The 23,239-nt window shown below is 74.0% G+C and carries 16 protein-coding genes; 8 read left to right on the top strand and 8 right to left on the bottom strand.

Annotated features, from left to right (window positions below; genetic code table 11):
• Positions 1–122: 122 nt before the first annotated feature.
• The 6 genes from ACFVUH_RS30385 to ACFVUH_RS30360 form a co-directional block, all read right to left on the bottom strand.
• A complete protein-coding gene (locus tag ACFVUH_RS30385; protein WP_387916559.1) occupies positions 123–1,406 on the bottom strand; it encodes an ABC transporter substrate-binding protein in 1,284 nt (427 codons plus the stop codon).
• A gap of 29 nt (positions 1,407–1,435) precedes the next feature.
• Positions 1,436–3,031: an FAD-dependent oxidoreductase gene (locus ACFVUH_RS30380; RefSeq protein ID WP_387916587.1), complete on the bottom strand. Its 1,596-nt coding sequence runs from the start codon at positions 3,029–3,031 to the stop codon at positions 1,436–1,438.
• Positions 3,021–4,058: a LacI family DNA-binding transcriptional regulator gene (locus ACFVUH_RS30375; protein WP_387916557.1), complete on the bottom strand. Its 1,038-nt coding sequence runs from the start codon at positions 4,056–4,058 to the stop codon at positions 3,021–3,023. The genes ACFVUH_RS30380 and ACFVUH_RS30375 overlap by 11 nt, the downstream gene beginning before the upstream one ends.
• Positions 4,059–4,883: 825 nt before the next feature.
• Positions 4,884–6,434 (bottom strand): sensor histidine kinase, encoded by a 1,551-nt coding sequence (locus tag ACFVUH_RS30370; protein WP_387916556.1) that lies wholly within the window; start codon positions 6,432–6,434, stop codon positions 4,884–4,886.
• On the bottom strand, positions 6,431–7,174 hold the full coding sequence (locus ACFVUH_RS30365; RefSeq protein ID WP_387916554.1) for a response regulator transcription factor: 744 nt from the start codon (positions 7,172–7,174) through the stop codon (positions 6,431–6,433). Before ACFVUH_RS30365 ends, ACFVUH_RS30370 begins: the two co-directional genes overlap by 4 nt.
• A gap of 58 nt (positions 7,175–7,232) precedes the next feature.
• Positions 7,233–8,747, bottom strand: a complete 1,515-nt coding sequence (locus tag ACFVUH_RS30360) for a streptophobe family protein (RefSeq protein WP_387916552.1) — start codon at positions 8,745–8,747, stop codon at positions 7,233–7,235.
• 609 nt (positions 8,748–9,356) lie between these two features.
• Here ACFVUH_RS30360 and ACFVUH_RS30355 point away from each other — a divergent pair.
• On the top strand, positions 9,357–9,803 hold the full coding sequence (locus ACFVUH_RS30355; protein ID WP_387916585.1) for a DMT family transporter: 447 nt from the start codon (positions 9,357–9,359) through the stop codon (positions 9,801–9,803).
• A 235-nt stretch (positions 9,804–10,038) separates the two neighbouring features.
• Here the strand turns inward: ACFVUH_RS30355 and ACFVUH_RS30350 are convergent, their stop codons facing one another.
• Positions 10,039–10,476, bottom strand: a complete 438-nt coding sequence (locus tag ACFVUH_RS30350) for a winged helix-turn-helix transcriptional regulator (protein ID WP_387916550.1) — start codon at positions 10,474–10,476, stop codon at positions 10,039–10,041.
• 124 nt (positions 10,477–10,600) lie between these two features.
• Here ACFVUH_RS30350 and ACFVUH_RS30345 point away from each other — a divergent pair, with 124 nt between their 5' ends.
• The 7 genes from ACFVUH_RS30345 to ACFVUH_RS30315 all read left to right on the top strand — a co-directional run bounded on the left by ACFVUH_RS30345 (position 10,601) and on the right by ACFVUH_RS30315 (position 19,921).
• The gene (locus tag ACFVUH_RS30345; RefSeq protein ID WP_387916548.1) at positions 10,601–12,085 is read left to right on the top strand and encodes a DHA2 family efflux MFS transporter permease subunit; all 1,485 of its coding nucleotides are present in this window, start codon (positions 10,601–10,603) and stop codon (positions 12,083–12,085) included.
• Positions 12,086–12,419: 334 nt separating this feature from the next.
• Positions 12,420–14,066 carry an ABC transporter substrate-binding protein gene (locus ACFVUH_RS30340; RefSeq protein ID WP_387916546.1) on the top strand — a complete coding sequence of 549 codons (1,647 nt, stop codon included), beginning with the start codon at positions 12,420–12,422 and terminating at the stop codon, positions 14,064–14,066.
• A gap of 1 nt (position 14,067) precedes the next feature.
• A complete protein-coding gene (locus ACFVUH_RS30335; protein ID WP_387916545.1) occupies positions 14,068–15,045 on the top strand; it encodes an ABC transporter permease in 978 nt (325 codons plus the stop codon).
• Entirely contained in the window at positions 15,042–15,896 is an 855-nt protein-coding gene (locus ACFVUH_RS30330) for an ABC transporter permease (protein ID WP_387916544.1), read from the top strand. Before ACFVUH_RS30335 ends, ACFVUH_RS30330 begins: the two co-directional genes overlap by 4 nt.
• Complete coding sequence (locus tag ACFVUH_RS30325; protein ID WP_387916543.1) at positions 15,893–17,671, top strand: dipeptide ABC transporter ATP-binding protein; 1,779 nt, start codon at positions 15,893–15,895, stop codon at positions 17,669–17,671. Before ACFVUH_RS30330 ends, ACFVUH_RS30325 begins: the two co-directional genes overlap by 4 nt.
• Entirely contained in the window at positions 17,668–18,858 is a 1,191-nt protein-coding gene (locus ACFVUH_RS30320) for an acyl-CoA dehydrogenase family protein (RefSeq protein WP_387916541.1), read from the top strand. The genes ACFVUH_RS30325 and ACFVUH_RS30320 overlap by 4 nt, the downstream gene beginning before the upstream one ends.
• Positions 18,859–18,883: 25 nt before the next feature.
• On the top strand, positions 18,884–19,921 hold the full coding sequence (locus ACFVUH_RS30315; RefSeq protein ID WP_387916539.1) for an LLM class flavin-dependent oxidoreductase: 1,038 nt from the start codon (positions 18,884–18,886) through the stop codon (positions 19,919–19,921).
• On the opposite strand, the gene ACFVUH_RS30310 is transcribed toward ACFVUH_RS30315, so the two are convergent.
• Complete coding sequence (locus ACFVUH_RS30310; protein WP_387916583.1) at positions 19,911–22,808, bottom strand: BTAD domain-containing putative transcriptional regulator; 2,898 nt, start codon at positions 22,806–22,808, stop codon at positions 19,911–19,913. The two genes, ACFVUH_RS30315 and ACFVUH_RS30310, sit on opposite strands and share 11 nt — an antisense overlap.
• Between the last annotated feature and the right edge of the window lie 431 nt (positions 22,809–23,239).

Here is a 23,239-nt window from a genome sequence, read left to right as displayed (position 1 = left end):
CACCCGGCGGCGGTGGACCCGGGGGGCGGCGGCCCCCACGGTCGGGCGCGGGGGGGCCCGCGGGGGCGCCCCCCCGTCGGGGCGGGGCCCCCCCACCGCTGTTGGCGGGGAGACGGGCATGGTCACTTCTCCAGCAGCGGGGAGATGTTCTTGCACAGGTCGTCGAGAACGCCCTTGACGTTGGCGTTCGGCGTCCACAGCGGGTCCAGTCCGGCGCGGACCCGCTGGGCGAGTTCGGCCTGGCCGGCGTGGCCGGGCTTGACCACACCCTTCTTGACGCCGTTGACGACCACGCTTTCGAGCTGCTCGTTCTTCAGCAGCGGGTTGGTCTTGGCCAGGTTCTCCGCGGTGAGCTGGGACTCCCGCGGCGGCGGGAAGTAGGCGGCGAGCTTGGCGGAGTTCTCCGGGTTGGTGAAGTAGGCGAGGAAGTCCTTGGCCTGCTTGGTGTGGCCGCCCCGCTTGACCACGCCGACGCCGGCCTGGCCGATCACCGAGTAGTCGCCGGCCGGTCCGGCCGGCAGCGGCACCAGGTCCCAGTCGAACTTGGCGTTCTCCAGCAGCGACGCCCGGCTGATCTGGGTGATGGTCATCGCCGCGTCGCCGGTGAAGAAGTCGGCGGTCTCGCCGGGGCCCGGCATCGCCTTGTCCTCGAAGATCCCCTTGTGCAGGGTGGTCATCGCGTCGACCATCGGCGTGCTGTTGAAGGTGCAGGTCTTGCCGTCGGCGCTCCAGGGCTCGGCCTTCCAGCCGCCCCAGAAGGTGGCCGCGTTGCTCCACTCCTTGTACTCGAAGTCACGGATCACGATGCCGGCCTTGCCGGTGGAGCGGTGCACCTCGGCGCCCTCGGCGAGCACGGTCGTCCAGTCCCACTTGCCCGCCTTGGCGAGCTCGTCCGGGGTTTGCTGGCCGGCCTGCTTCAGCAGGTCGCGGTTGACGAAGACACCGAACGGCGAGGTGGAGAACGGGTACGCGTACAGCTTGTCGTCGCTCTTCCAGAGCTTGGTGGTGCTCGGGATCAGGTCCTCGTACTGGTAGCCGCTGGTCTGCTTCAGGGTGTCGTCGAGCGGCACCAGGGCCCCGGAGCTGACGAAGTCGGCCGCGTCCTTCTCGAAGACCCACGCGAGGTCGGGGGCGTTGCCGCCGGTCATCTGGGTGGTGAGCGCCGTGCTGTAGCTCTCGAACGGCAGCGGGTCGAACTTGATCTCCTTGACCTCGGGGTGGGTCTTCATGTACTCGGCGGCGATGTCGTTGAACAGCTGCAGGTGCGGCTTGTTGGCCGTCCAGACCGTCATCCGCAGGCTCACCGGACTCTTGTCGTCCTTCGAGTCCTCTCCACCGCACGCGGCCAGGACGAGCGTGGCGGACATCGCGGCGGCGACCGTGGCCAGCCCTCTTCGTATCATCATGGTGTTCTCCCTCAGTGGTGCGTGGAGGCCTAGTAGCCCGTGATGTCGGGCCAGCGCAGTTCGACGCCGGCCGCGGTGAGCTGGTCCTGGAAGGCCGAGAGCAGTTCGGGGTTCTCCCGGACCGCACGGGGGCGGGTGCCGTGAGTGAGGCAGAAGGCGGCGAGCGCGCCGGCGGCCTCCCCGATGTTCCACTCGACCGGGTGGACCCGGTAGGCGCCGTTGGTGATGTGGGTGGTGCCGATGTTCTTGCCGGCGGGCAGGAGGTTCTCGACCCTCTGCGGAAGAAGCGCGCCCAGCGGAATCTCGAACGGGCTGCAGCCGACGTCGATGTAGTTGTCGCCGCCCGTCGAGGGGTGCAGGTCGATCCGGTACATGCCCAGGCCGACGGAGTCCGGGTACCGCACGGCGCCCCGCTCCCCGCGGACGGCGAGCGAGAGGTCCTGCTCGACGACGGTGTAGTCGGCCTTGATCCGGCGCGCCTCGCGGATGTACGGGGCCTGGGCCAGGCCGTCGGTGCCGCCGGTGATGTCGCCGCGCAGCCGCAGCCCCGGGAATCCGGTGCCGCCGTCCGGGCGGGGCGCCTCGGTCTGCATCCAGTACAGGAAGGCGAAGCTCAGCTCCCTGGCCCGGCGCAGGTGGTCGGCGGCGTCGGGGACGTCGAGGACCGGGCCTTCGAGGTAGTCGATCATCGGCCAGTTGACCAGGGTGATGTCGCTGGCGTACGCGCCGTCGGTGAAGGTGCCTCGGGCGGCGATCCGGCGGAACGTCCACAGGTTGGCGTTGCCGGGGTTGACGCGCTGGTCGGCGATGACCGACAGCGGGTCGTCGTCGGGGTTGGGGCTGAAGTCGTGCCCGACCCGCTCCAGCGTCCGGGGGTGCGGGTACTGCCAGGACAGCAGCGGTCCGCCCCACACCTCGGGCCGGTAGGACCGCCAGAAGTCGTAGTCCGCGGGCTTGTCGATGGTGTGGTCGCCGTCGACGTGGTCCATGGCGAAGCACACCGACACGGCCTGCATGTTCAGCGGCTGGGCGACCGACGGGGCGCTCGGCTCGCCGGTGTCCACGGAGGACTCGAAGCCGGTGACGTACTCGGTGCCGGTGAGCGGCAGCAGCTCGCCGGTCTCGGTGGCGTCCAGCACGTAGGTGGCGGTGGCGTGGACCTTCTCGCCGGTGTCGCGGTGGGTCAGGGTCACCGCGGTCACCCGGTCGCCGTCGGTGTCGGCGGCGGTCGGCCGGTACGGCTGGAGGACGGTGAGCCGCCCGCTGGCGCGGTAGGGCGCGAGCATCGCCTCGATGACCGCCAGCGCGACCCGCGGCTCGTGGCAGAGCTTGCTCACCCAGCCCCCGCCGGGGTTCAGTTCGAGGCGGGCCCTGGCCCGTTCGGTGAGCGGGTAGTGCCGGCGGTAGTAGTCACGGATGCCGTCGCGCAGGGCCCGGTAGCCGGCCGTGACGCCGAACTGCTCCACCCAGGAGTGCTCGTCCGGCGGCACCGCCTGGCTGGTGAGCTGCCCGCCGATCCAGTCGAACTCCTCGGTCAGCACCACGGTCCGGCCGGCGCGGGCGGCGGCGAGCGCCGCGGCGACGCCGCCCAGCCCTCCGCCGACCACCAGCACGTCACTGCGTATCTCGGTCAAAACGGTCCTTTCTCGGTTCGCCGAGGGTCTGCCCCTCGACGAAGTGGCACGGCAGAAGCCGCTGGAGCGTGGTGGTCGACCGGTCTTCCAGTAAGGCGGCGAGGAGTTCCACCGACTGCCAGCCCATCTCCCGGCGCGGAATGCGGAAGCCGGTGCCCGCGATGTCGGCGTCCGGCGACTCGGCCGGTACGCCGGTCACCACGACCGACAGGTCGCCGGGCACGTCGACGCCTCGTTCGCGGGCCGCCCGGATCAGCGCGACCCCGTCGGCGTAGCCCTCGACCACGGCGGTGGTCACCCCGGCGGCGAGCAGCGCGTCCAGGGTCTCCCCCGCGGATCGGCCGGCCGTCCGCTCGTGCCGGCCGCTCCCTCGGGTACCGGCGCGGAACCCGTTCATCCGGTCGTCGGCGGACTCCGCACCCTCCCCCGCCCCGACGTAGGCGAACTCCCGGTGCCCGAGCTCCCGGGCCCGCTCGACCAGATTCTGGGTGGCGGCGGCGTAGTCCGCCCCCACGCAGGGCACCGGGCCACCCGCGTCGTCGCGTCGGCCGACGGCCACGAACGGGTAGTTCTCGCGATTCAGCCGGGCCAGCTCGTCGTGCGGAATGTCCCGGCCGAGCAGGATGCAGCCGTCGGCGATCCGGAGCCGGTTGTTCTCGTGGAACACCTTGCGCCGCCCGTCGACGACCGGAGCGCTGGTGAACAGCAGCAGGTCGCACCTGAGCTGCTCGGCACACTCCTCGATGCCGCGCAGGAACGGGTAGTAGAAGTCGGCGCTGGTGCTCGGGAACACCGATTCGTAGGTGAACACACCGACGATCTGGTTGAGCTGACGCACCATGCGGCGGGCCACGGGGTCGGCCGCGTACCCGGTCTCCCGGATCACGTCGAGGACACGCTGCCTGGTCTCGGGAGCGATGCGGGTCGTCGCGTCGGTCCTGTTGTTCAGCACGAGCGAGACCACCGCCTGGCTGACGCCGGCGAGGCGAGCGATGTCACGCTGCGTGATCCTTGGCACGGGGGAACTCCTCCGAAGGCTGCGAGGCCATCGCTGATAATACGTATTATCAGCGCGATGATCAGTGACGCTACTCGGGCCGTTACGCGGTGTCAACGGTTCTGAGGGGTTTTGCAGGGGTCTTGAAAATTTGGGGCAGGTGGTCGACATGTCGGAACAACGATCGATTTGCACCACCCCCGCGTTCCCGAGGTGGCCAGCGCCCGTTCATCCGTTGTCCGGCGGGGCGGCACCCGGGCTCCGCCAACCCCTCCTGGGTCCATGCACCGACTACCGCCTGTGAGCCACCGAGGCCGCCGGTTCGCCGCACTCCCCCGCCGCGCACCCTTCCGACAGCTCCGCCTCCACGACGCGGGGCCCTCGACCACGGCCCTCCTCCTGGAACAGGGCGTCGAACCCATCCCGTCAAGGAACTCCTCGACCGGGCGACAGAACCGCCGTCTTCCCGCGGAGAGGCGCCACCCCTGCTTTCGCGGTGACGGATCATCAGGTCGACCGGCGAGGCGGGACCTTGGGGCCGTGGCGATCGCGGTCGGGTCGTCCACCTGACGGGGCCTTCAGCCGGGCTCGAGCCGGCCGGGCCATCGCGCTGGGCCGGAAGGCGCCGGTGCGGCGCCGGCCGACAGGCGACGGGCGACAGCGCCGGCTGCGCACCCAGGACGGTGGCGCGCGCCTGACCCCGCCCGATGTGTGCCCAGAGGAGGGGCGCAGCGCTTCGGGCGCGAGGTGGCGGTCGGTGCTCCGCGGTTCTCCGGGCGGTCTCAGGCCGGGCGGTTCCGGGGCCCGGGGTGGGAGGGCGTCGGTGTGGCGGTGGGCCGGGCGGGATCACCGCTCGGTGTTCGGCGGCTCGCCGGAGGGGAGGGGCAGCAGGATGTGGAAGGTGCAGCCGCGGCCGGGGGTCGTGTCGAGGGTGATGCGGCCGCCGTGGGCGGCGACCAGGGACCGGGCGATGGCGAGGCCGAGGCCGGAACCGCCGGTGGTGCGGTCGCGGGAGCCGTCGGTGCGGTAGAAGCGGTCGAAGACCCGGTCGCGTTCGGCGGGGGTGAGGCCGGGGCCGTGGTCGGCGACTTCGAGGACGGCCTGGTCGCCGGTGGTGCCGACGCCGATGCGGATCGGGGTGCCGGGCGGGGTGTGGGTGACGGCGTTGCCGATCAGGTTGGTGACGACCTGGCGCAGGCGCGCCTCGTCGGCGACGGCAGGGGCGTTGGCCGGTCTCCCGCTGCCGGGGCCGGTGAGGGTGACGGGGCGGGTCTTGTCCAGCGCGCGGACGTCGCGCAGGGCGTCGGCGGCCAGGGTGCGCAGATCCATGGGGGCGAGGTCGAGGGCGAAGGCGGGCTCGGCGCCGGGGCCGGCGGCCGGGTGGTGGGCGTCCTCGTCGAGCCGGGCGAGCAGCAGCATCTCCTCGACCAGCCGGGCGAGGCGGGTGGACTCGGCGGCGATCCTGGTCATGGTGCGGTCGAGGTCCTCGCGGGTGGACAGTGCGCCCATGCGGTAGAGGTCGGCGTAGCCCTTGATGCCGACCAGCGGCGTACGCAGTTCGTGGCTGGCGTCGGCGAAGAAGCGCCGGGTTCTCGCCTCGGCCTGGGAGCGGGCCCGGAACGCGGTGTCGATCTGGCCGATCATCTGGTTGAGACAGGCCGTCAGACGCCCCACTTCGGTGTGCGGGGCGGCGAGTTCGGGGACCCGATGGGAGTAGTCGCCTCCCGCGATCGCCGTCGCGGTCTCCTCGATCCGGGTCAGCGGGCGCAGGCCTGAGCGGACGGCGAACCAGCCGACGCCGGCCAGCACCGCCAGCAGCGCGGCCCCCATGGTCAGTGAGAGGTTGCGGGTCTTGGCGACGGTGCGGTCGACCTCGTCGAGGGTGGTCGCCACGACGACGCTGCCCCTGGCACCGGGCGGGTCCGGCGCGACGGTATGGGCGGGCTGCGCGAGGGCGACGACCCGCCAGGCGCGATCGCCGTCGGAGGAGGGCACGGTGAAGGGGCGTCCCTCGTGGGCGAGCACGGCCGCCTGGTCGAGGGCCGGGAGAACGGGGCGCCCGCCGGACGGAGCGGGGCTCACGTCGAACGCCCGCAGGGTGGCGCCGTCGTCGTCGAGGTAGGTCACGGTCGTGTCCCCGAGGACGCCCAGGGCAGGTACGGCCGTCGGGGTTCCCGGGCCGGTGCCGGCGGGTGGCGAGAGGCGGGCGGCGATCTGCCCGGTCAGGACGAGGCGCTCGTCGACGCGGCCCTGGAGGTACCCGTGCAGGGCGCCGGTGACCAGCAGGCCGGTGCCGAGCAGGCCGACGGCGACCAGGGCGACGGACAGGCACAGCACACGGGTGCGCAGCGACAGGCCGCTGAGTCCGCGCCGGGGCGCTCGTGCGGCGGTGGTCACGGCCGGGGGGCGCGCAGCACGTAGCCGACCCCGCGGACGGTGTGGATCAGCTTGGGTTCGGCGTTGTCGACCTTGCGGCGCAGGTAGCTGATGTAGGTGTCGACGATGCCGGCGTCACCGCCGAAGTCGTACTCCCACACGTTCTGCAGGATCTGGTTCTTGGACATGGTCCGCCCGGCGTTGGTCATCAGGAAGTGCAGCAGTCGGAACTCGGTCGGCGACAACCGCACGCCGTGCCCCGCCCGGGTGACGCGGTGGCCGTCCGGGTCGAGTTCGAGGTCGCCGACGGTGATCCGGGCCGCCCGGTCGCCGCGGGTGCGCCGCAGCACGGCGTGGATCCGGGCGATGAGCTCTTCCAGGTCGAAGGGCTTGGTGAGGTAGTCGTCGCCGCCGATGCGCAGGCCGTGCAGGAGCGCCTGGCGGTCCTCGCGTGCCGTGACAAAGAGGACCGGAACGTCCCCGCCTCGGCCGGGGTGGTCGGACCGGGGCCGGGAGCGCAGCCGGCCGATCACCTCGAAGCCGTTCATGTCGGGGAGCATGACGTCGAGCAGGACCAGGTCGGGGGTGCGCCGCGCGGCGAGTTCGAGGGCCTCGCGCCCGGTGCCGGCGGCGTCGACGTCGAAGCCGGCGAAGCGCAGCGCGGTGCGCAGCAGTTCCCGGACGGTGGGCTCGTCGTCGACGACGAGCAGGTGGTCCGGTCGCGCTCCCGTGGGCCGGGCCGGGGGTGTCGGTGCCGCCATGGTGTGGAATGCCGCCTTCTCGGACGGGGTCGGATGGGATCCTTCCAGGATCACATGCTCAGCAGGTGGGGCCGGAAGCGCTCCGGGAGGAGCCCGCTGGGGCCAGGGCGGGGGACGGTGCCGGGCGCCCGGCCCGCCCGGGCTCCTCGTGGGGCGCCTGCGGGGATTCCTGTCGGCGGCGGGCGCGCCGTCCGTGGAGACGGATGCCGCCGTAGCCGACGGTGGTGGCGAGGAGGGCCGCGGCGACCGCGGACAGGCCCGGGCTCGCGTCCAGCCCGGCGGCCACGCCGCCCATCTCCTGGCCCATGAGGCTGACCCCGATCCCCAGCGATCCCCGGGCCGCCAGGGGCAGCAGGAGGAACGGCGCGCCGACCGCGATTCCCAGCCGCACGGCGATCTCGGTGTTGCGGCCGAAGACGGCCCGCGCCTCCTCCTGCCGGGTGCGCGCGGGGGTGCGCGCCGCCGCGAGGTATCCGGCGATCACCGCCAGCAGCACGACGAGCAGCAGGCCGAGCAGCCACAGCGGCACGCCGGCGCCCGCCCAGCCGCCGAGGTCGACGGACCGGTCCGAACCCGCTCCGCCGAGGCCGCCCAGCATCCCGCCGCCCTGCGGCGTCAGGCGCTGGACGCCCGCCCCCCACGGGGTTCCGAGCCCGGCGGTGAGCAGCACGGCGATCAGGTTCGGGCCGACCAGCAGCAGCGCCCCCGCGGCCCTGGCCGCCTGCTCGTGGCCGGTCAGGGCCGCGAGGCCGGCCACCGTCAGGGCGAGGGCCAGGACCGAGCAGCACAGCACCGCGGTGATCCCGCTCAGCGCCGACGTCACGGCGTGCCACGACCTGCGCGCCTGCCCCAGCGCGAGGTGGCGCGAGGGCGTGGTGCGCCGGGCCGCCACGCAGCCGATGCCGAGGACGACGCAGACCCACAGCAGGCCGAAGAAGACGGTCACCGCGACATCGGTCTCGAAAGCCGCCGAGGACAGCCCGTCACCGAGGCCGCCGCCGAACGGGCCCGGCCCTGGGGAGGTGTCGCGTCGGCCGAACCGCTCCGTCACGCCCGCGGGCAGCCGGGCCGTTCCGTGCGCCGTGCCGGCCAGGAACGGGAAGACCACCGCCGCGGCCGCCAACGCGCCGCCGAAGCGGGCCCACAGCAGCTCCGAGGCGGGCTGCGGCCTCCGATGCAGGGGCCGGAAGAAGCCCAGCGCCAGGACGGCCGTGCCCACGAAGGTGACGGTCAGGGGAATCGTCGAGACCACGCCGGTCAGACCCAGCTCCAGGCTGCCGCCGAGAAGCCCGCCGGACCCGTCCGCGCCGAGGTTCCCGTCGCCGCCCCCGCCGGAGGCCACCGACGTCAGGGTGATGCCGCCGCCGAAGGCCGTACTCACCACCGCCGGTACCAGCCGGGAGGCGGGCGCGATCGCATCGGCGCCGAGGAAGGCCAGCGCGGCCCGGACGACGGCGGCCATCGCCACCGTGGCGGCCACGGTGGACAGCGCGCCTTCGAAGGCGTGGCGCCAGAGCGTGCGGGCCGCAGCGGGGCGCGGCACGGTGAGGCGGCGCGACGGGGCAGCGGACATGATCAGCCTCCTCGTGGGAAGGGCGTGTGCGGGGCGAAGGACCGGCCCGGCGGGGGCACCGGCGCCCGACCGCCGGCGCGAATCGACTCGACGGCCCTCGCGGGACCGCACCGACGCTGTCAGCCCTCTCTGTCCGTTTCCGCAGAGACCCTGTGAGTCCTCTGAGAATGCCGCCCGGGAATCGGAAGCCCGGAACCGCCCGCACCTGGGTACGGCCACCCGTCGCGGACCGGAACTCGCAGAAGGCTCTGCGGCGGACCGGCCCGACGCCCCCGGAGCAGCCGGGCGGGATGCACCCGGCCAGGTGTTCACGACTTCGGTCAGCACGCCGGCCACGCCGTGTTCGATTCCGGCCCCGGTGCTGCGCCGGAGTGGCCGTCCTTGGGGAAGGGGCCCTGTCCCTGCGATGCCGTAGCGTGGAGGGCGTGTCCTTCGCAGCAGTTCTCTCGCCGCCCGTCCTCTGAGGCGGGTCGACACTGGCGCGTAGGTGGGCCAACGGCCGCGACGCGCTGATTGGTTGTGCCCGCAGACGCGAGACCACGACCATCCGCTCCGTCTGGAGATTCCTTCGTGTCGAAAACTGCTGCTGCGGTGACCTCTGTCCCCGTGATGGCGCCCCGATCCGTGCGCCGCGGCCTTTCCTACCTGGCATTCGCCGGCATCACCTGGGGTACTACCGGGGCCGCCGTGGACATCGTCTACCGGTCAAGCGACTTCGGGCCCATGGCCGTCTCGTTCTGGCGCTTCCTGACCGGCGTCGTGCTGCTGCTCGCGGCCCGTGCCTTCCGTCCTGCGTTCAAGACGTCGCGGACCCCGCAGCCGCCGGGCCGCCGCGCCCTGCTGTTCGCGGGCACCGGTGTCGGCCTGGCGGTCTTCCAGACCGCCTACTTCGCCGCCGTGAAGGACACGGGCCTGGCGGTGGGCACCATCGTCACGCTGGGGGCCGCCCCGGTGTTCACCGCCGCCGGTGGGGATGCTCGCGGCCATCGCGGCCATCGCGGGCCTCGCAGTCGCCGAGTCGCGACTGGCCGGGACGGGCACCTGACAGGGCGATGAGGCCGGTCAGCCCTGACCGGCCTCATGCGGTCGCATCGCCAACCGCCGCACGGGGCCGCCCTGTTCGAACCACCTGAGCACGCCCTGCGGTCGAAAGCCGTGAACAGACGCTGCCGAATCCCGCAAACAGAGCCAGGTTCTCGCAGCCGAACACCGCCCTTGTCCCGGCGGGACGGGACGCCGGAACGGAGACGGCCTCGCGGCGTTCGCGAGCGGACTGGTGGAGGGCCGGGCCTCAGAGGTCCCCGGCGCCCGCCGCTTGCTGCTTCCGGTCGTAGGAGTCGCGCGAGCGGGCGATGGCGTCGCGGTGGCGCTCCGCCCAGGCGGTGAGGCCCTTGAGGGAGCTGTAGAGCTCGTCGGCCATCTCGGTGCCGCGGTACTCCACCTTGGGCGGCACGGTCGCGTAGACGGTGCGCTCGATCAGTCCGTCGCGTTCGAGGTTCCGCAGCGTCAGGGTGAGCATGCGGCGGCTGATCCCGGGTACGGACCGTTCGAGTTCGGTGAAGCGGACCGGACCGTGGCTGAGGTTGAGCAGGATCCCGATCGCCCACTTGCCGCTGATCCGGTTGAGCGCCTCCAGGACGGTGCACGCCTCGCGGACGGGGGCCGGGTCGTCGACGCCGCCGTCGGCCTCGCCGATGTCCTCGATCACATCGTTGTTCCCCAGGAACATGAAAGTGCCTCCTTACGGTGGACTTGATGGTCACACAGGATGGTCGCTGTAACAAGAAGTGCCCTCAGGGAGCGCGGGCGCCACCGGGCGCCCCTCCCCGGCCATTCCCCGAAGGACTCCTCCGATGACCACGCAAGCCCCGCCGTCCCTCCAGCCTTCCAGGTCACGCTGGTTGGCGCTGGGGGTCCTCTGCACCGGCAACCTGATGATCATCCTCGACGGTTCGATCGTGACCGTCGCCCTCCCGACCATCCAGACCGACCTCGGCTTCACCCAGTCCGGCCTGGCCTGGGTGGTCAACGCCTACCTCATCGCGTTCGCCGGGCTGCTGCTGCTCTCCGGCCGGCTGGGCGACCTGCTGGGCGGCCGGCGCGTCTTCAGTGCGGGCCTGGGCCTGTTCACGGTGGCCTCGCTGGTCTGCGGCCTGTCCTCCTCCTCGACGGCGCTGGTGGTGTTCCGGTTCGTCCAGGGGGTCGGCGGGGCGCTCGCCTCGGCCGTCGTCCTGGGCATGATCATCACCCTGTTCCCCGACGCCGGCGAGCGCGCCAAGGCACTGGCGGCGTACGCGTTCGTCTCCGCGGCCGGCGCCTCGCTGGGCCTGATCCTGGGCGGCGTGCTGACGCAGAGCTTCAGCTGGCCGTGGGTGTTCTACGTCAACGTGCCGATCGGCCTGGTGGCGCTCGTGCTGACGCGGAGCGTGGTGCCCGGCGAGAAGGGACCGGGGCTGCGCGAGGGCGCCGACCTGGTCGGTTCGGTACTCGCCACCGGCGGTCTGATGCTGCTGGTCTACACGATCATCAAGGCCGAGGAGTACACCTGGGGCGACGGCCGCACGCTGGGCCTGCTGGCCGGCTCGCTGGTGCTGCTGGCCGGTTTCGTGGTCCGCCAGGCCTACGCGGCCAAGCCTCTGCTGCCGCTGCGCATCTTCCGCTCCCGGGCGGTCTCCGCCGCCAACGGCATCATGGTCCTGATGGTCGCCGGCCTGTTCGGCTACCAGTTCTGCACCGCGCTGTACTTCCAGAACGTCCTGGGCTACGACGCGCTGAAGACCGGGCTCGCCTTCCTGCCCGCGCCGGTCACCATCGCGATCGTCTCGCTGGGCTTCGCGGTCAAGCTGAACCAGAAGTTCGGGCCCCGCCGGGTGCTGGTCGTCGGTCTGCTGCTGGTGGCCGCGGCGCTCGCGCTGCTGGCCCGGGTGCCGAGCGACGGAAGCTTCCTCGCCGACGTCGTGCCGCCGTTCGTGCTGCTCGGCCTCGGCTTCGGCGCGGCCATGCCGGCGCTGATCGGCCAGGCCATGTCGGTCACCTCGCCCAACGACGCCGGCATCGCCTCCGGCCTGGTGAACACCACCCAGCAGGTCGGCGCCTCGATCGGCACCGCCGTACTCGCCACGGTGGCCGCCTCCCGCACCGCGACGCTGCTCGGCGAGGGCGACAGCAAGGTGGTCGCGCTCACCGGCGGCTTCCACCTCTCCTACGGGCTCAGCGCCGTCTTCGTCGCGGTCGGCGTCCTGGTGGCCGCCTTCGTCCTGCGCAGCCCCGCGGCCGCCGCCGGGAGCACCCCCGGACCGGACCTCAAGTCTGCGGATTCCCCCGTGCCGCACCTGTGACGGTCCCCGTGCGGCCGTTCCGGACGGCTCCCCGGAACGGCCGCACCACCCTGACGGCGCGCACCGCCGCAGGGGCCGCACCGCACCCCGCGCCACGTCAGAGCCCGCCCGCCGAGCCCGCCCGCCGAGCACACCCGCGAGCGTCCCGCCGCCAAACCCACGGGCCCCGGAAAGGGCCCGCATAGGGGGACGGTCAGGGGGGTCGGATCCGGACGGAGCCAGCAGACTCGTCGCATCGTCCGTGGCCGGGGCCATCAGCGCCTCCCCCTCGGGGGTGGGCGGGCCTTGCGCCGCCCACCGTTCCCCCGCCTCGCGCAGGATCGAGAAAGAACCCATGTACACCAGACGCCGTTTCCTCCGTCTCCCGGTCACCCTGACCGCCGCCGCCGTCATCGGCCCCGCCGTCCTCACGGCCTGCTCCGACTCCTCCGCCCCGCCCTCCGCGAAGAACGGCGGCGGCACCCTGCGCTACGGCGCCGCCGTCGAACCCGACAGCTGGGACCCGCACGCCGCGTCCACCGCCGTCACCGGGCGGCTGCTGCGCCCGGTGCTGGAGTCGCTGGTCGCGATCGCTCCCGACGGGACCGTCAAGCCGTGGCTGGCCGATTCGTGGACGGTCTCGCCCGACGGCCTCACCTACACCTTCACCCTGCGCACCGGCGTGACCTTCAGCGACGGCACCCCGTTCGACGCGGCGGCCGTGAAGGCGAACTTCGACCACGTCACGGCGGCGAAGACGGCGTCCAAGCGGGCGGCCGGCCTGCTCGGCCCCTACAAGGAGACCGAGGTGGTCGACCCGCGCACGGTGGCCGTGCACCTGACGGCCCCTCACTCCTCCTTCCTAGGCTCGGTGGGGAGCACCTTCCTCGGCCTCCACTCCCCCGTCGCACTGCGCGACCACGCGGGCGACCTCTCCTCCGGCGGCGCGTTCGTCGTCGGCACCGGCCCGTTCACCTTCGAGTCGGTGACGCCGGGCCAGCAGGCGGTGTTCAAGCGCCGGACCGACTACGACTGGGCCCCGCCGACCGCCGCCCACCAGGGGCGGGCGAAGCTGGAGAGCATCGTCGTGCTGCTCCTGAAGGAGGACGCCTCCCGGGTCGGCGCCCTGACGTCCGGCCAAGTGGACGCCGCCGAGCTGATCCCCGCCAACCGGCTGGCCGGCCTGCGCGGCCAGAACGGCGTTCAGGTGGTCCGCAAGGCGATCCCCGGCGTCCCCTACACCTACTACCTCAACACCGCCCGCGCGCCGTTCGACGACCAGCGCGCCCGGCAGGCCGTCCGGCACGCGATCGACTTCGCCGGGATCGTCAAGGGCATCTTCCAGGGCGAGTACGAGCAGGCCTGGGGGCCGCTGGCGCCCTCCACCCCCGGCGCCGAGCCGTCGTTCGCCAAGCCGGCCTGGGAGTACAGCAAGGAGAAGGCGGAGAAGCTGCTGGACGAGGCCGGCTGGACCGGGCGGGACGCCGAGGGCTACCGCACCAAGGACGGCAAGCGCCTCACCGCCGAGCAGCCGTACGTGCAGACCTTCGTCTCGGCCCAGAACCACACCTTCGACGTGGGCGTGCAGGACGCGCTGAAGCAGGTCGGCATCGAACTGAAGCTGGTGCCGCTGGACTCCGCGGGCTCCATCGGGCGCACCGGCAAGGGCGACTACGACGTGTTCGCCTTCGCCTGGCAGGGCTCCGACCCGAGCCTGCTGGGCAGCCTCTACCACTCCAGGTCCCAGTTCGGAGGCGGCGGAGCGAACGGCAGCCGGGTCAAGGACGCCGAGATCGACGGCTGGCTGGACCAGGCCGACGCGACCGTGGACGCCGCGCAGCGCGCCGAGCTGTACCGCAAGGTCCAGCGGAGGATCGTCGAGCAGGCGTACTCCTTCCCGGCCTACATCGCCACCATGGACGTCGCCCGGCACGGCAAGGTGGACGGGCTGGTCCTGGACGTCGACGCCAACACCGACTTCTACGGCATCGGGGTGGCCTGAGGTGTCCGACCGCGCCCCGCTCGTGCCGCGACGGCACGTGCCGCCCTGGGCCAGGTTCGTCGCCCGGCGGCTCGCGGCGGGGCTGGTGGTGGTGTGGGGGACGCTCACGGTGACGTTCTTCGCCCTCCACCTCGCCCCCGGCGACATCGTGGACGGACTGATCGGGCCGGGCGCCGCCGCCACCCCGGCCCTGCGTGACCAGGTGATCGCCGAGAACGGCCTGGACGACCCGCTGCTCGTCCAGTACGGCCGTGAGCTCGCCCAGTTGGCGAGCGGCGGCCTCGGCTGGTCGTACCAGCTCAACGAGCCGATCGAGCGGCTGCTCGGCAGCCAGCTCGGTCCGACCGTCGAGCTGGCGGTGTCCGCGCTGGTCACCGCGCTGGTGCTGGCGGTGCTGGCGGCCATCCTGACGGCCGGCCGGGGCCGGGCGGTGCGCGGTGCCGCCGGTCTGGCCGAGCTGCTGATGGTGTCGATGCCGTCGTTCTGGCTGGGCATCATCCTGCTGACGGTGTTCTCCTACCGGCTGCACGCGCTGCCCTCGATCGGGGCGGACGGGCCGTCGGCGCTGGTGCTGCCGACGCTGGCGCTGGCGCTGCCGCTGGCCGGAGTGCTCGCCCAGGTGATCCGCCAGGAGCTGGAGAGCGCCGACGGCCGCCCGTTCGTACTGACCGCGCGCTCGCGCGGCCTGGGCGCGACGGCGGTACTGCTGCGGCACACCCTGCGGCACGCGCTGCTGCCGCTGACCACGCTGGCCGGCTTCGTGCTGGGCAGCCTGTTCGGCGGCGCGGTGCTGGTGGAGAACATCTTCACCCGGCCGGGCCTGGGCCGGGTGCTGGCCAACGCGGTCGGCTCGCGCGACCTGCCGGTGGTCAGCGCCCTGGTGGTCATCTCCAGCGCGGCGTTCGTGGTCATCAACACCCTGGTGGACGTGCTCCACCCGCTGATCGACCCCCGGCTGCGCGAGGGAGGCACGGCATGAGCACCGTGACCGCCCTCCTCGACCGGCCGGCCGCGGCCGCCCGCCGGGGCACCCTGTTGCGCTCGCCGGCCCGCCTGGCACCGCTGGTCCTGCTGGCCGCGATGGCGCTCGTCCTGGTCTTCCCCGGGGTGTTCGCCACCCACGCCCCCGAGGCGACGGACGTCGCGGCGGCGCTGCGCCCGCCCGGTGCCGAGCACTGGCTGGGCACCGACCAGCTCGGCCGGGACGTCTGGTCGCGGCTGGTGCACGGCACCCGGCTGTCGCTGCTGATCGCGGTCGGCGCGACGCTGATCGGGGTGGGCGGCGGCGCGCTGCTCGGCCTGGTCGCCGGCTGCGGCGGACGGCACGTCGACTTCGCCCTGATGCGGGTGGTGGACGTGCTGCTGGGCTTCCCCGAACTGCTGCTCGCGCTGCTGGTGGTGGCGCTGCTCGGCGGCGGCACGGTCAACGTGGCGATCGCCATCGGCATCGCCGGGGTGCCCAACTACGCCCGACTGGTGCGCGGCCAGGCACGGCTGGTGCTGCGCTCGGAGTACGTGGAAGCGGCGCGGGTGCTGGGGGTGCCGGTCTGGCGGTCGGTCCTGCGGCACGTGCTGCCGAACGTCGGCGGCCCGCTGGTGGTGCTGGCCTCCATCGGGCTGGGCTCGGCCATCATCTCGGGCTCCGGGCTCAGCGTGCTCGGCCTGGGCCCGGTCCCGCCGGAGGCGGACTGGGGCTCGATGGTCGCCGACGGCAAGGACTTCCTCCAGACGGCCTGGTGGATCTCGATCGCGCCCGGCCTGGCCGTCTCGGTCGTGGTGGTCTGCACCACGCTGATCGGCCGTTCGATGCAGCTGAGGGCGGTGCGATGACGACGACAACGGAAGCGACCGCGGCGAAGGCGACGGCCGGGGACGCCGGTGCGACGGTGCCGGGCCCGCTCGTGCGGGTGGAGGGGCTGCGGGTGTCGTTCCCCGGCTCGCCGCGGCCCGCCGTGGACGGGGTGTCGCTGGCCGTCGGCCCCGGGGAGTGCGTGGCGCTGGTCGGCGAGTCCGGCTCGGGCAAGTCGGTCACCTCGCGCTCCCTCATCGGGCTGGCGGGCACCAGGGCCCGGGTCTCCGCCCGGACCCTGGAGGTGGCCGGGGCGGACGCCGCCGGCTTCGGCGAACGGCAGTGGCGCGCGGTGCGCGGCCGGCGGATCGCCGTGGTCTTCCAGGACGCGCTGACCGCGCTGGACCCGCTGCGCACCGTCGGCGCCGAGATCGCCGAGGCGGCCCGCCTCGGCGGCACCGCCGGCCCGGACGTCGACGCCCGGGTGGTGGAACTGCTCACGGCGGTGGGCGTGCCGGAGCCGGAGGCCCGGCGCGCCCAGCACCCGCACCAGCTCTCCGGTGGGCTGCGCCAGCGCGCGCTGATCGCCTCGGCGCTGGCCGCCGACGCCCCGCTGCTGATCGCCGACGAGCCGACCACGGCGCTGGACGCGATCGTCCAGGCGCAGATCCTGGCGCTGCTCGGCCGGCTCAAGGCCGAGGGCCGGGGACTGCTGCTGGTCAGTCACGACCTGGCGGTGGTGGCGCAGTTGGCTGACCGGGTGCTGGTGCTGCGGCGGGGCGAGGTGGTGGAGAGCGGGCCGGTCGGCCGGGTGCTGTCCGCCCCGGAGCACCCGTACACCCGGATGCTGCTGGACGCGGTGCCCTCGGGCCGCCCGCCGGCCCGTCCCGCCCAGGCCCCGCCCGAGGCACCGGGCACCGAGGCACCGGGCACCGAGGCACCGGGCACCGAGGATGTGGCCCCGGTGCTGACCGGGCGCGGGCTGGTCAAGTCCTTCGCCCCGGACGGGCCGAGAGCCCTCGACGGGGTCGGGTTCACCCTGCGGGCGGGCGAGGCCCTGGGCGTGGTCGGCGAGTCCGGCTCGGGCAAGAGCACGCTGGCGCGGGTCGCGATGGGCCTGTCCCGTCCCGATGCCGGGGAGGTGCTGCTGCACGGGCGGCCCTGGTCGGCGCTGCCGGAACGGCGGCGCCGGGCCGAGCGCCCGGCGATCCAGTTCGTCCAGCAGGACCCGTACGCCTCGGCGGACCCCCGGTTCACCGTGGCGCGGATCATCGGCGAGGCGCTGCCGGGACTGCGGCGCGCCGAGCGGGCCCGGCGGTGCGCGGAACTCCTCGACCAGGTCGGCCTGCCGGCCGAACTGCTCTCCCGCCGGCCGCACCAGCTGTCCGGCGGCCAGCGCCAACGGGTGGCCATCGCCCGGGCGTTGGCGGGCCGTCCGCAGGTGCTGGTCTGCGACGAGCCGGTTTCGGCGCTGGACGTCTCGGTGCAGGCGCAGGTGCTGGAGCTGCTGGACCGGCTGCGGCGCGAACGGGGCATCGCCCTGCTGTTCATCACCCACGACCTGGCCGTGGTGCGGCAGGTCGCCGACCGGGTGCTGATCATGCGCGGCGGGTCGGTCGTCGAGGAGGGCGAAACCGAGCGGATCTTCGAGGCCCCCGCCCACCCGTACACCCGGGCCCTGCTGGACGCCGTCCTGCGGCTGCCCGGCGCGGGCGGGGCGCGCGGCGCGGACGTCACCGGCCGCGACGACCCCGAGCAGGACACCGAACACGTCGCCGGACAGGACGGCGAGCACGTCACGAAGTGGGAGACATGACTGACACGACGACGGACGCCGTCCCCGAGGCCGCCGAGGTGTGGCTGCGGCGGGCCGAGGAGGTCGCGGCGCGGCTGGCACCCGGCGCCGCCCGGCGCGACCGCGAGGGCACCCCGCCGGTGCGGGAGATCCGGCTGCTGAAGGAGACCGGCCTGGTGACCCTGCTGGGGCCGGTCGAGTACGGCGGGGCCGGCCAGAACTGGTCCACCGCGTTCCGGGTGGTGCGCACCGTCGCGGCGGCCGACGCCTCGGTCGGCGAACTGCTGGCCCACCACTACGTGTGGGTGTCGATCGCCGAGTTCATCGGCACCGACGAGAAGATCCAGCACATCGGCGAGGTGTCGGCCCGGGCCCGGTGGTTCTTCAGCGGATCCTCGAAGCCCCGGTCGGCGCCCCTGGTGATCCGGGACACGGGCGACGAGATGCTGTTCCACGGGCGGCTGGAGCGTGCCCTGGGCCACCCGGTGTCGGACATCACCATCCTGGAGGGCTTCCTGGAGGACGGCGACACCCCGATCAGCGCGCTCGCGATGAGCGACCACGTGGGGCTGTCCTTCGAACCCGGCACCGAGGAGTTCGGGCTGCGGTCGCTGGCTGCCGGGACCGTGCTCGCCGACGGCGCGAACATCCCGTGGACCGGGGCGCTCGGCCACGTCGACAAGACCTTCGTGCCCCGGGTCTACAACACCTTCCTCACCCCGGCCTTCCAGCTCGCCCGGGCCAACGCGCTGATCGGCGCGGCCCGGGGCTCGCTGGACGCCGCCGCCCGGCACGCCCGCGAGCAGTGGTCGCAGGCGCCGCTGACCGAGGCAGCCGCCGCGGACGCGGCCCGGCACTTCGGCGCCCTGGCCTCCGCGCTGTGGGCGGTGGAGGCGTTCGCCGACGCCGTCGGCGCCGAGGCGGACGCCCTGCACGCCCGGCGCCGCACGGTGACCGAGGAGGAGCGCGGCCGGCACGCCGTCCGGGTCGCGGCGCTGGCCGCGCAGGCCGGCTCGGCCGCCGACGCGGTCACCGCCGGCGCGCTCGGGGCGGCCGGCCCCGGCGGCGCCGGGGCCGCGGCCGGGCTGGACCACTACTGGCGGGACACCAGGGCGCGGCGGGTGCACGAGGACGACCCCGGTCGCGCCCGGGTGGTGGGGCGCCACCTCCTGCACGGCGAAGTCCCCCGCCCCACCTGGTACGCGTGACACCCCGAGTAAGGAGCACCCCCGCATGACCAGCAATTCCCCGACCGTCCCGCTGTCCGTCCTCGACATATCGTCCATCGACTCCGCCGGCCGCCCCGCCGACACCCTGCTCGGCACCCGCCGGCTGGTGGCGGCCGCCGACGAACTGGGCTACACCCGGTTCTGGGTGGCCGAACACCACAACTCGCGCGGGATCGCCGGCTCCGTCCCGGCCGTCCTGCTGGCCGCGCTCGGCGAGCGGACCAGCCGGATCCGGATCGGCGCGGGCGGGGTGATCCTGCCCAACCACCCGCCGTACGCCGTCGCGGAGTCCTTCCGGACGCTGGCCGCGCTGTTCCCCGGCCGGGTGGACCTGGGCATCGGCCGCTCGGGCGCGGACCCGCTGCTCTCCCACGCGCTGCGCCGGGCGCCCGACGAGGACTTCCCGGCGGCGCTGGAGGAACTGCTCGCCTTCGTCGACGGCGGCTTCCCGGACGGGCACGTCTACCAGCGGCTGGAGGCCCTGCCGGAGCCGCCGCGGCCGCCCCGGCCGTGGCTGCTCGGCGCCAGTGTGCGCAGCGCCGTGGACGCGGGCCGGCGCGGGCTGCCGTACGCGTTCGCCCACCACTTCTTCAACTCCCGCGGCACCGAGGAGGCGCTGCGGGCGTACCGGGAGAGCTTCCGGCCCTCGGCCCGGGCCGAACGGCCGCACACGATCGTCACCGCCTACACGGTGTGCGGGGAGACCTCGGAGCAGGCGCGCCGGCTGGCGGCGCCGGCGCTGTTCCCGGTGCTGCGGCTGAACGGCGCCTCGCCGCTCGCGCCGCTGCCCACCGTCGAGGAGGCGGCGGCGTACCCGTGGACGGAGGCCGAGCGGGCCGCCGCCGACGCACTGCTCAGCACCCAGGCGGTCGGTGACGCCGAGGAGGTCCGCCGGGCGCTGGCGGACCTGCTGGAGCGCACCGGCGCGGACGAGCTGATGGTGACGAACAACGTCACCGACGTCGAGGAGAAGATCCGCTCGCTGGAACGCGTGCGGGGACTCGCCCCGGCGCTGCCCGTCCCCGCCGGGGTCAGCCCGTAACGGCCGGGCGGCGACGATGGGCGCGGGTGCCGAGGCTGTCGCGGATGCGGCGGTGGTGGGTGACCAGCCAGACCCGCTCGGGCTCCCCGGGCGGGCAGCGGTCCAGGGCGTGGTCGAGGCAGCTGACCGCGAGCGCGTCGTCGCCCGCGGCGGCGGACCGGGCGGACGCCCCGACCAGGGCCTCCCAGGCACGGCGCTCCATCGTCTCCACCGGGGTGCCGTCCGCCTCGGCGAGCGCGATGGCGCGGTCGTAGTGGAAGGCGAGCAGCCCGGGGCGGGGCACGTCCAGCAGGGCGGCCCAGTCGGCCGCCCGCAGATGGCGTTCGACCAGGACGCGGCCGGGCAGCTGGGCGAGCGCGACATCGCGGCTGACGGCGTGCCGGAAGGCGTACTCGACGTCTCCGGGGACGCTGCTGCGGCGCACCCGGCGCAGCAGTTCCCGCGACTCCAGGAGCTCCAGGCTGCGGCCGACCTCCTCGGGGTCGCGCCGGCTGACGGCGGCGACCGCACCGCGCCACAGCGTGCCGCCGACGACGGCGGCGTCGCGCAGCACCGAGCGGGTGGTGCGGTCGAGGCCGTCGAGCTGGGCGACGGCGACGGCGAGGACGGCCGGCGGGTGGCCGGCGGCCGGGTCGTCGCCGACGTCCGCCGCCCGCGCGTAGGCCTGGGCGAACAGCGGGTTGCCGTCGGCGAGGGCCGTGCGGCGGTCGTCGCCGGGCATCGGGTGGCGGCGGCCGGAGGCGGCGCCGATCACGGTGGCGGTGGCCGCGGTGGACAGCGGCGCCACGTGCAGCAGGACCGAGCGGCGCTTGGCGCACCCCCAGGAGGGTCTGGTGTGGAGCAGTTCGGAGCGGGCGCCGGCGATCAGCAGCAGGGCGACCGGGCCGAGCCGGGCGGTGAGGTCCTCGACGAAGGAGCGGACGAAGTCGGCGGCGCGGTGGAGGTCGTCCAGGACGACCACCAGTGGGCGGCCGGCGGCCGCCTCCTCCAGGAACTGCCGCAGCGCGCCGAGGACTTCCTCCCGTGGGACGGCGCCGCCGTCCGGCCCCTGGGCGGAGGCGGCCGGGGCGGGCAGGCCGAGGCAGGCGGCGAGCGCGGTGACGATCGGTCCGGTGGCGGCGTGCGGGAAGAGCCCGCGCACGACGCCGGTCAGCGCGGGCAGGACGACGGCCGCCGGTGCGCCGGCGCGGATGCCCGTGTAGGCGCGGACCACGCTGGCCAGTGGCTCGTAGGGGGTGTGGGCGTCGAAGGCGGGGGTGTCCGCGTGGATCACCCGGGGCACCGGCGGTCCGGCACCGTCGCGCAACGAGGCGGCGAACTCCCCGATCAGCCGGGTCTTGCCGATGCCTGGCTCGCCGAGCACCGTGACCAGGTGCGGCAGTTGGCGGCGGATGGTGTCCTGGTAGGCGCCGCGCAGCAGGTTCAGCTCGTGGGCGCGCTCCAGGAACGGCGGTTCGGCGGGGTGCCCGGACCGCCCGCGGCCGTCGGGGCGGGAGGGCGTGGGGCGGTGGACGCCGGGGACGCCGGGGACCGGGGCGAAGCCGAGGCCCGCGCCGCCTGCCTCGACGGTGGCGTCGGCGGCCCACAGTTCCCCGCGGGGGACCTGCAGCAGCAGGTGGTGGCAGGCGTCCAGGACCTGGCCGGTGACCTCCACGGGATCGGGCGCGCTGTCGTCGTAGGTGACCACCACCTCGCCGGTGCCGACCACGAGGTGGGTGACCGGCCGGGTGGCGGTGGCCGCGGGACCGGGCACCGGTCCGGGCACGGTGGCCCCGGGGGTGGCCGGTCCGGCTGCCTCGAAGTGGCGGCGCAGGGCGAGGGCGGCGCGCAGGGCCCGCTCGGCGTCGTCCTCGTGCGCCCGGGGGATGCCGAAGACGACCAGCCACACCGAGCCGAAGGCGCGGCGCACGTGTCCGCCGAAGGGCGCCATCGCGCGCCGGATGCCGGCGGTCAGTTCCTTGATGGCGTGGTCGACGCGCTCGGGGGCGAGGGCGCCACCGTCGGCCGTCCACCGGGCGCGGACCATGACGACGCTGGCCGGGCGCCGCTCGACCCGTTCCCAGGACGCGCGGAAGGCGTGCTCGGCGGCCGGGGCGTCGGTGGTCCCGGCACGGCCGGCGTCGCGGTCGTCGGCGCGCGCGGGCGGGGCGGGCGCGGTGGGCAGGGCGGGCGTCGGCGACGGCGACGGCGACGGCGCGGCCGGTGCCGGCCGGGGGCGCGGCGGCTGCGGGGCGCCGGCCGCGGGCCGGGGTCCGGCCGGGGACGGGAAGTGCGCCGCGCCGCCCGGGGCGGCGGTGAGCCGCAGCGCCAGGGCCGGGTCGTGGCTGAGGATCGCGCGCTGGAGGCGTCGCAGGTCGCGGCCGGGCTCCAGGCCGAAGCGGTCGGCGAGCAGGTCCCGGGTGCGCCGGTAGCGGTCCAGCGCCTCGGGCTGGCGCCCGCAGTTGTAGAGGACGACCATCAGCTGGGCGACCAGGCGTTCCCGGGTCGGCTCGGCCTCCACCAGGGCCTCCAGTTCGCCGATCAGATCGCGGTCCCGCCCCATCGCCAACTCGGCTTGGATGCAGTCCTCGTGGACGGCGAGCCGGGTGCCCTGGAGGGCGGCCAGCCCGGGCCAGGTGAGCCCGGCGTCGCTCACGTCGGCCAGCACCGGGCCGCGCCACAGGCCGAGGGCGCGGCGCAGCAGTTCCGAGGCCTGCGTCCAGTCCCCGGCCGCCATTCGGGCCCGGCCCATTGTGACAAGCTCATGAAATTCCGTGAGATCGAGCTGTTCCGGCTCGATTCTGAGCACGTATCCGGGCACAGTGGTATTCAGCACGGCCTTCCGGTCCGCCGGCTCCCCGGCCGCCTGGAATGCACGGCGCAGCCCGGCCACCGAGTTCTGCACCATTTTCCGCGCCGTGGACGGACGATCATCGCCCCAGAGTGCGGCAACTATCTCGTTGATACTCACCACGCTGTTCGCGCGGAGCAGGAGGACGCCGAGCAGGGCCCTCTGCTGCAGGCCGCGAATGGGCACGTCAGCGCCGCCGGAGAGCACTTCAAGCGGCCCCAGAACGTTGAATCGCACCCCTGCTCCCTCGATTCCCGGCGATTTCCGGAAGACGCCATTCCTGAATGTTCCCGATGGTACATCAGGTCGACCCGGCCCTTCCATCGACCACACATCAATTCCGGTCTGCGATACCACCGGCGACCCCCCACCGATAATCTCCGCGACAATTCTCCGCCCCCGCCCGGCGCGGCCGATTCAAAGCCGTGGTGATCACGCGAGCGAACAGGTCACGGAGTGTGATGAATTGGTGCCGGGCCGACCCGCCC

This window comes from Kitasatospora sp. NPDC058032 (genome assembly GCF_042885845.1).
GTDB lineage: Bacteria > Actinomycetota > Actinomycetes > Streptomycetales > Streptomycetaceae > Kitasatospora.
This window is presented reverse-complemented; position numbering and strand designations above follow the sequence as displayed.